The organism is Streptomyces sp. NPDC002588 (assembly GCF_040295925.1).
In the GTDB taxonomy this organism is placed as follows: Bacteria; Actinomycetota; Actinomycetes; order Streptomycetales; family Streptomycetaceae; genus Streptomyces.
The window spans coordinates 161864-167863 of record NZ_JBEOWF010000021.1 but is presented as its reverse complement, the minus strand read 5'-3'; the positions used below and the strand labels follow the sequence as shown (position 1 = coordinate 167863).

Annotated in this window: 6 protein-coding genes; 2 read left to right on the top strand and 4 right to left on the bottom strand. The window is 69.9% G+C overall.

Annotated features, from left to right (window positions below):
* Positions 1-98: 98 nt before the first annotated feature.
* The gene (locus ABT057_RS24725) at positions 99-950 is read left to right on the top strand and encodes a helix-turn-helix transcriptional regulator (RefSeq protein WP_352345744.1); all 852 of its coding nucleotides are present in this window, start codon (positions 99-101) and stop codon (positions 948-950) included.
* 119 nt (positions 951-1069) lie between these two features.
* Here the strand turns inward: ABT057_RS24725 and ABT057_RS24720 are convergent, their stop codons facing one another.
* Positions 1070-1651 carry a hypothetical protein gene (locus ABT057_RS24720; protein ID WP_352345743.1) on the bottom strand — a complete coding sequence of 194 codons (582 nt, stop codon included), beginning with the start codon at positions 1649-1651 and terminating at the stop codon, positions 1070-1072.
* A gap of 283 nt (positions 1652-1934) precedes the next feature.
* Between ABT057_RS24720 and ABT057_RS24715 the strand changes: the two genes are divergently transcribed.
* Positions 1935-3131 (top strand): cytochrome P450, encoded by a 1197-nt coding sequence (locus ABT057_RS24715; protein ID WP_352345742.1) that lies wholly within the window; start codon positions 1935-1937, stop codon positions 3129-3131.
* A 65-nt stretch (positions 3132-3196) separates the two neighbouring features.
* Here ABT057_RS24715 and ABT057_RS24710 read toward each other — a convergent pair whose 3' ends face one another.
* The 3 genes from ABT057_RS24710 to ABT057_RS24700 form a co-directional block, all read right to left on the bottom strand.
* Positions 3197-4045, bottom strand: a complete 849-nt coding sequence (locus ABT057_RS24710) for a transferase (protein ID WP_352345741.1) — start codon at positions 4043-4045, stop codon at positions 3197-3199.
* A complete protein-coding gene (locus ABT057_RS24705) occupies positions 4042-5307 on the bottom strand; it encodes a glycosyltransferase family 4 protein (protein WP_352345740.1) in 1266 nt (421 codons plus the stop codon). The genes ABT057_RS24710 and ABT057_RS24705 overlap by 4 nt, the downstream gene beginning before the upstream one ends.
* A 216-nt stretch (positions 5308-5523) precedes the next feature.
* On the bottom strand, positions 5524-5967 hold the full coding sequence (locus ABT057_RS24700; RefSeq protein ID WP_352345739.1) for a DUF3592 domain-containing protein: 444 nt from the start codon (positions 5965-5967) through the stop codon (positions 5524-5526).
* Between the last annotated feature and the right edge of the window lie 33 nt (positions 5968-6000).

The window sequence follows — 6000 nt, the reverse complement described above, 5'->3', positions numbered from 1 at the left end:
GAGGGTGTGACTGTGCCGGCCTTCACAACCTGCACGTCTGCTGCCTGGGTGCACCGCACCCAGGCAGCAGACGGCGGCCGTCCCCTAGCCTGGAGGGCATGGCTGACAACGACCTGGGAGAGTTCCTGCGCAGTCGCAGGTCGGGCCTGCGGCCCGAGGACGTGGGAATGGCGAGCCACGGCACTCGCCGCGTCCCAGGCCTGCGCCGCGAGGAAGTCGCGGTGCTCGCCGACGTCAACGCCGACTACTACACCCGCCTGGAACAGGGCCGGGAGCGCCGCCCCTCCGCCCAGGTGCTGGACGCGCTGAGCCGCGCGCTCCGCCTCGACGACGACGCCCAGGCGCATCTGTACCGCCTCGCCGGCACGGTGCCCGACGCCCCCGCCGTCCCCGTGCCCCACCGGGTCAGCGCCGGGCTGCGGCAGTTGCTTGACGGCTTTCCGCACACGCCTGCCTTCGTGCTCAACCGGACCCTGGACATCCTCGCCGCCAACGCGCTGGCCGACGCCCTCTACATGCCGTTCCAACCGGCGGACAACCTGGCCCGCATGGCCTTCGCGGACCCCGCGGGCCGATCGTTCTACCAGGACTGGAACCGGGCGGCCCAGGCCACCGTCGCCAATCTGCGCCAGGCGGTCGGCTACGAGCCGGACAACCCGCGGCTGCGTGAACTCGTCGCCGCCCTCACCCACGACAGCGCGGACTTCGCCCGCCTGTGGGAGAGCCACGCCGTGCGCGGCAAGACCCACGAGGCCAAGCAGTTCCTGCACCCCGACGTCGGCCGCCTCACCCTCGGCTACCAGACGTTCGATGTGAGAGAGGCCCCGGGCCAGCAACTCGTCGTCTACCACGCGGAGCCCGGCAGCAGCAGCGCGGAGGCCCTGCACCTGCTCGGCTCCCTCCACGCCACCCGCACCCGGCCCGCCCCACGGGGCGCGGACCGCACCTGAACGCGGTACGAGAGACCCGCCCCGTATCCGCCGCACGCCCCTCGGAAGGTCGCCCGCGATCCCGGCCCGACCCGCCGCGCTCGCGGAGCCTGCACAAGTCTCGACGGAACGCCCCGGGCTCATCCGTGAGCGGTGGCGCCCGGAGGCCGGCGGAGCAGGTGCAGACAGACGACCGAGGCGACGACGGTCCGCCGTTCGGAGGCGTCCAGGCGGAGGTCCGTTTCGACGATGTACTGCTGCAACCCGAGCCACGCGTCGATGGTGCTCACCGTGACCCGGCCGAGAACCTTCGGCGCGGGGCCCGATTCCGGATCGGTCTCCGTGAGACGCCATTCGTTGTCCAGGATCCCCCGCCGGGTGAGGAGGAGTCGGCGTCCCTGTTCCGTCCGGAGGCTCAGCTGCCGGGTCTTGATGAGTTCACGGGCACCGGCAGAGCCGACCTCCCGGTCCGCGGCGTCGGTGAAGTGGAACAGCACCGGTCCGAACTGCCCCCACCGGGAACGCCTCTTGATGCGGACGATGAACTCGCCGGACGTCTTCGTGAGGAGGAAGTGGGTGTCGTCGGCGTGTGTGACACGGGCGAGCGGGGTCCCCTCCACAGTGGACACGGCCAGGTCGGGGCCCACGTATCTGCGCCACCGTGAACGCTTCGGCTGTCCCACCACGACGGCTTCCAGCTCGAACAGATCCGGTTCGGTCATCGGTCTTCCTTCCGCCGCGACGGCTTCCCCCTCGACCGAGGACGTCCACTGTGACCGAGAGCCTGCCCGATTCCCATCCCTCGGGCGTCACGACCGACGCCGGTGAAGACCGGCGGAGTCACAGGGCGGGCGGCGGCGGGATGCTGCGGGGACGTGCCGCGGCCGCGATGTGGGGCGACGCCATCCCGGCCGGCCTCAGCGCGGATCCCTCAGCCCCGCCTTCGGAACGGTTTGTTAGCCTCAGCGGCGTGAACGGTTCCCTCCTGCCAGGCGAAGGCGCGCAATGAGCGTCGTCGACTCCTGCCCACTCGGTGCCGCGACCACGCTCGCCGAACTCGCCCTTGATCCGCATCCGCGACTGGCGCTGCTCCGTGCGCAGGAGCCGGTGTCCTGGCTCCCCGAGCTGGACGGCTGGCTGGTGACCCGCCGCGATCTCGCGCTGAGCGTGATGCGGGACGCCGGGACCTTCACCGTCGACGACCCCCGGTTCTCCACCGCGCAAGTCGTCGGCCCCAGCATGCTGTCCCTCGACGGCGACCACCACAGCCGGCACCGTGAGCCCTTCACCGCCCCCTTCCGCCCCCGGGCCGTGCGTGACGGGTTCGCCGCGTTCATCCAGCGGGAAACCGACCGGCTCATCACCACGCTCGAGCAGACGGGCGCCGCCGAACTGCGACGTGCGTTCGCCGGACCCCTCGCGGTCGCGGTCGTGACCGAAGCGCTGGGGCTGGTCGGTACCAGCGGGGACACGGTGCTCGCCTGGTACGACTCCATCGTGCAGTCGGTCTCGGACATCACCGCCGGCCACGAGGCGGGACCCGCGGGCGCCGCGGCGTACACGCAGCTCCGCACCGCGGTGGAGGCCACCATCGCCGACCGGAACGCTTCCTCCCTCCTCGTCTCGGCCGCCGGGCGGCTGACAGCGCCCGAGGTGGCGTCCAATGCCGCAGTGCTGATGTTCGGAGGCATCGAGACCACCGAGGCGATGATCACCAACGCGCTGCTGCACCTGCTGCTGCATCCCGACCAACTCGCTCTGGTCCGGGCCGACGCCGATCTGCTGGACGGCGCGATCGAGGAATCACTGCGCCTCGAACCCGGCGCGGCCGTCGTGGACCGTTACGCCACCCGTGACACCGTCCTCGGCCCGGCCAGGATCCGCCGCGGTGACCTGGTCACGGTCTCCCTGACGGGGGCCAACCGCGACCCGGCCGTCTTCCCCGACCCCGACCTGTTCGACGTCCGCCGTGAGAACGCGCGTCTCCAACTGGCCTTCGCGCACGGCCCGCACCACTGCCTCGCCGCACACCTCGCCCGTCTGGAGACCCGCATCGCCCTCCAGCACCTGCTCGACCGACTCCCTGCCCTGCGCCTCGACCCCGGTCACCCCGCGGCCCCGTACGGCCTGGTCTTCCGTAAACCCGCCACCCTGCATGTGCGGTGGGACCCGGCCGTCGGCGCGCGGCGCCAGCTGAACTGATCACGGGCGTTGTCGACACTGGCCGGGCTTGATCACGGCGAGGTCCTCCGGGGTGGTGGAGCTGTTCAGACAGACCTCGTACTGACCTCGATGGCCAGATCGTTGTTCACCGTGTAGTACGGGCGGACCTCGTACTCCCCGCGCTTCCCGAGCCGCGCGGCGGAGTAGACGAAGATCTTCTTGCGGTCCGGGATGTCGTCGAACAGCTTGCCCACCCGCACCATGTCCGCCTCCTCCTGCGGCTGCACGAACACGTCCCAGGCGTACGGCCCGGTCTGCCCCGGCCGCAGCAGGTTCGCGTAGTCGACGCGGAAGACGAACTCGTGCTCGTCGGCCTGTTGTTGCAGCGGCAAGGGGTGCAGTGTCCGCTCCTGGCGGTGCCTCAGCACGACGGTCGCGCGAGGTCCCAGCCGCTTTCCGTGCAGCCGACCCGCTACGGTCATGCCGTCGTCGTCGATACGAAGCGACTGCGTCTCCGCGTGCGCCGTGCGCAGCCAGGTCCGCACCGCGAGGTAGCCGTCCTTCGTGGCGTAGGGGATGCGGACGGCCACCGGAGAGGTCCGGTTCCGGTGGCTGCCGTCGAGGAGTACCCGAAGGTCACGCAAACCGGGACGCGCCCGTCGTTCGTCCTTGCCCCGCTCGACGACGTAGACGTCCCATCGTCCCTCGGCGAGCGCAGGCAGGCCGGGCTGCACCGCGACCCACCTGCCTCCCTGCGTCTCCTCGAGGGCGAGGGAGTGGGAAGGCCGCTCCTCGGCGGCCGTCCCCTTGGACTCGGTTCGCCGGCGCAGCAGTAGCCGCGGCTCACGCGCCTCCGGCAGCTCCAGGGACCAGGCGATGTTCCCGCTTTCGTCGACGGTGCAGTGGCAGCGTGGCTCGTGCTGCTGCTGCTGATGATGCTGGTCTTCGGTCATCGGCCGGAACTCCGTACTCTGCGCAGCGCGTTGCCTGCCGCCACATGGGCGCCGTCCTTGAGGGCATGACTTCTGCTCGTCACCACCCGGTACAGACCGGGGCCGGGCAGCGCTCCCGGGCCCTCGCCCGTGCCCGGCGCCCGCAGCGAACCGATCAGCTGTTCCGCCTGACGCACCACGAGGGTGGGAGAGAACCGCTGCGCATTGCGGACCGCGGCCTGCCCCATGCGGCGACGCAGGGAGTCGTCATTGATGAGATCGAGCAGCGCCGCGGCCAGGGCGTCCGCATCACCCACGGGCGTCAGACGGCCGTCGACTCCGTCCCGGATGATCTCGGCGGGTCCGTGCGGACAGTCGGTGCTCACCACCGGCAGCCCGCAGCGCATCGCTTCCACGATGGTCATGCCGAAGGGCTCGAAGTTCGACGCGGCGAGCCCGATGGACCCCTTGACCCACTCGGCTTCGATGGGTGTGGCGGCTCCCATGAGAAGGACGTTGTCGTGAAGCCCGAGCCGTTCGATCAGCTCGGACAGACGCTCGTGTTCCTCCCCCTTCCCGTAGATGCGCAGTCGCCAGTCCGGGCGCTGGGCGGCCACACGGGCGAACGCCTCGATCATCAGGTCGAAGCGCTTGACCGGTACCAGCCGCCCGGCGGCGATGACGGTCTTCGAGCTGCTGTCGGCGACCGGAAGCGTGGGATCGGGCACGCTGTTGGGCAGGCACTGCAGACTCACCCCCGGCAGATGCATCTTGCGCCGGTAGGCGCGGGCGTCCGCCTCGGTGACGGTCGTCAGGGCGTCCAGCCGCGGGTACGCCCGGCGCAGGGCACCGCGCAGCCGCGGGGAGTGGTGGTCCAGCGTCAGGTGTTCCTGCCCGATGCGCAGGAGCCGCCGTGGCCCCTGAAGGGCGAGGTGGACGTTGAGCCCGGGCCGTGTGGCGATGACGACGTCGGCATCCGTGCCGTCCAGCCATTCCTCGATCCGCTGGTCCGTCAACCGGCTGTACTGCCCGTAGCGGTACTCGGCCTCCGGAAAGACACGGGCCGGCTTGAGGTGCAGGGGATGTTCCTGCTCGGCCCGTAAATCCACCAGAGGCCGCAGCCGGACTCCGGGGTCGAGCGTGTAGGCCGTTCTCTGTCTGTGTCTCAGCACCGAAACGATCTCGACGTCGTGTCTCTCCGCCAACCCCTGGGCCAGATTGAAGGTGGTGGTGATCGTGCCACCGATGCCATAGGCGTTGTGGAGGAGAAAACGGATCTTCATGATCGTCTGGACTTTTCCGCCCAACGGAAGGTTGTCTTCAGATGATGAAGTGGCAAAAAGCCCGTGACTATTGGCCGAATATGTGCGGAGTTCACGGGGTCGGGTGGCGGGCCGCGCAGGGAGTGACAGGCGATCCGCGTTCCTCGCTCCACCCGGTATCCCGGCGGCGGTTGCGCCGGCGGGACGGCCGCTCGGCGGCCCGGAACGAGCCGCGCCCTAACCCCACATGATCATTATCAGATCGGCCAGCCCAAGGACCAAGCCGACCGTAAGGGCAGTACCCAGGAAGGTTGCCCAGACACCGACGTTCGTCTCCTGCTCGTAGTCGGCCAAGTTGCCGAGGTAGCACCACTTGTCAGGGCGGTCCCGCCGATAGACCACGGGCACCTCCCTCCCCTGCTCCGGCGGTTCGCTCAGCGGTTTCCCCTTCGCCCTGGCACGCACCGACCGGCCGGTCTCGATGGTGAATTCGAGCGTCGGCAGGTAACCCCCGTCGCCGTGTTCATCCCCGTGGACGTATTTGTGCCCGGTCACCACGCCGGTGGTGACCTTCAGATGGGGCCGCACGTACCGGGCGCGCATCCGCGCCACCCCGGCGAATCCTGTCGTCAGGGCTACCGCCACGGCCGACATCTCCATCACAGGCAGGAACCCGCTCAATTCGAGGCTCCGTCCTGATCGCACTCAGCCGAC

What these genes read in the sequence shown, in the direction of transcription:
- ABT057_RS24720 (WP_352345743.1), bottom strand. Translation starts at nt 1,651, where the DNA reads ATGACCGAACCGGATCTGTTCGAGCTGGAAGCCGTCGTGGTGGGACAG.
- ABT057_RS24715 (WP_352345742.1), top strand. Translation starts at nt 1,935, where the DNA reads ATGAGCGTCGTCGACTCCTGCCCACTCGGTGCCGCGACCACGCTCGCC.
- ABT057_RS24710 (WP_352345741.1), bottom strand. Translation starts at nt 4,045, where the DNA reads ATGACCGAAGACCAGCATCATCAGCAGCAGCAGCACGAGCCACGCTGC.
- ABT057_RS24725 (WP_352345744.1), top strand. Translation starts at nt 99, where the DNA reads ATGGCTGACAACGACCTGGGAGAGTTCCTGCGCAGTCGCAGGTCGGGC.
- ABT057_RS24705 (WP_352345740.1), bottom strand. Translation starts at nt 5,307, where the DNA reads ATGAAGATCCGTTTTCTCCTCCACAACGCCTATGGCATCGGTGGCACG.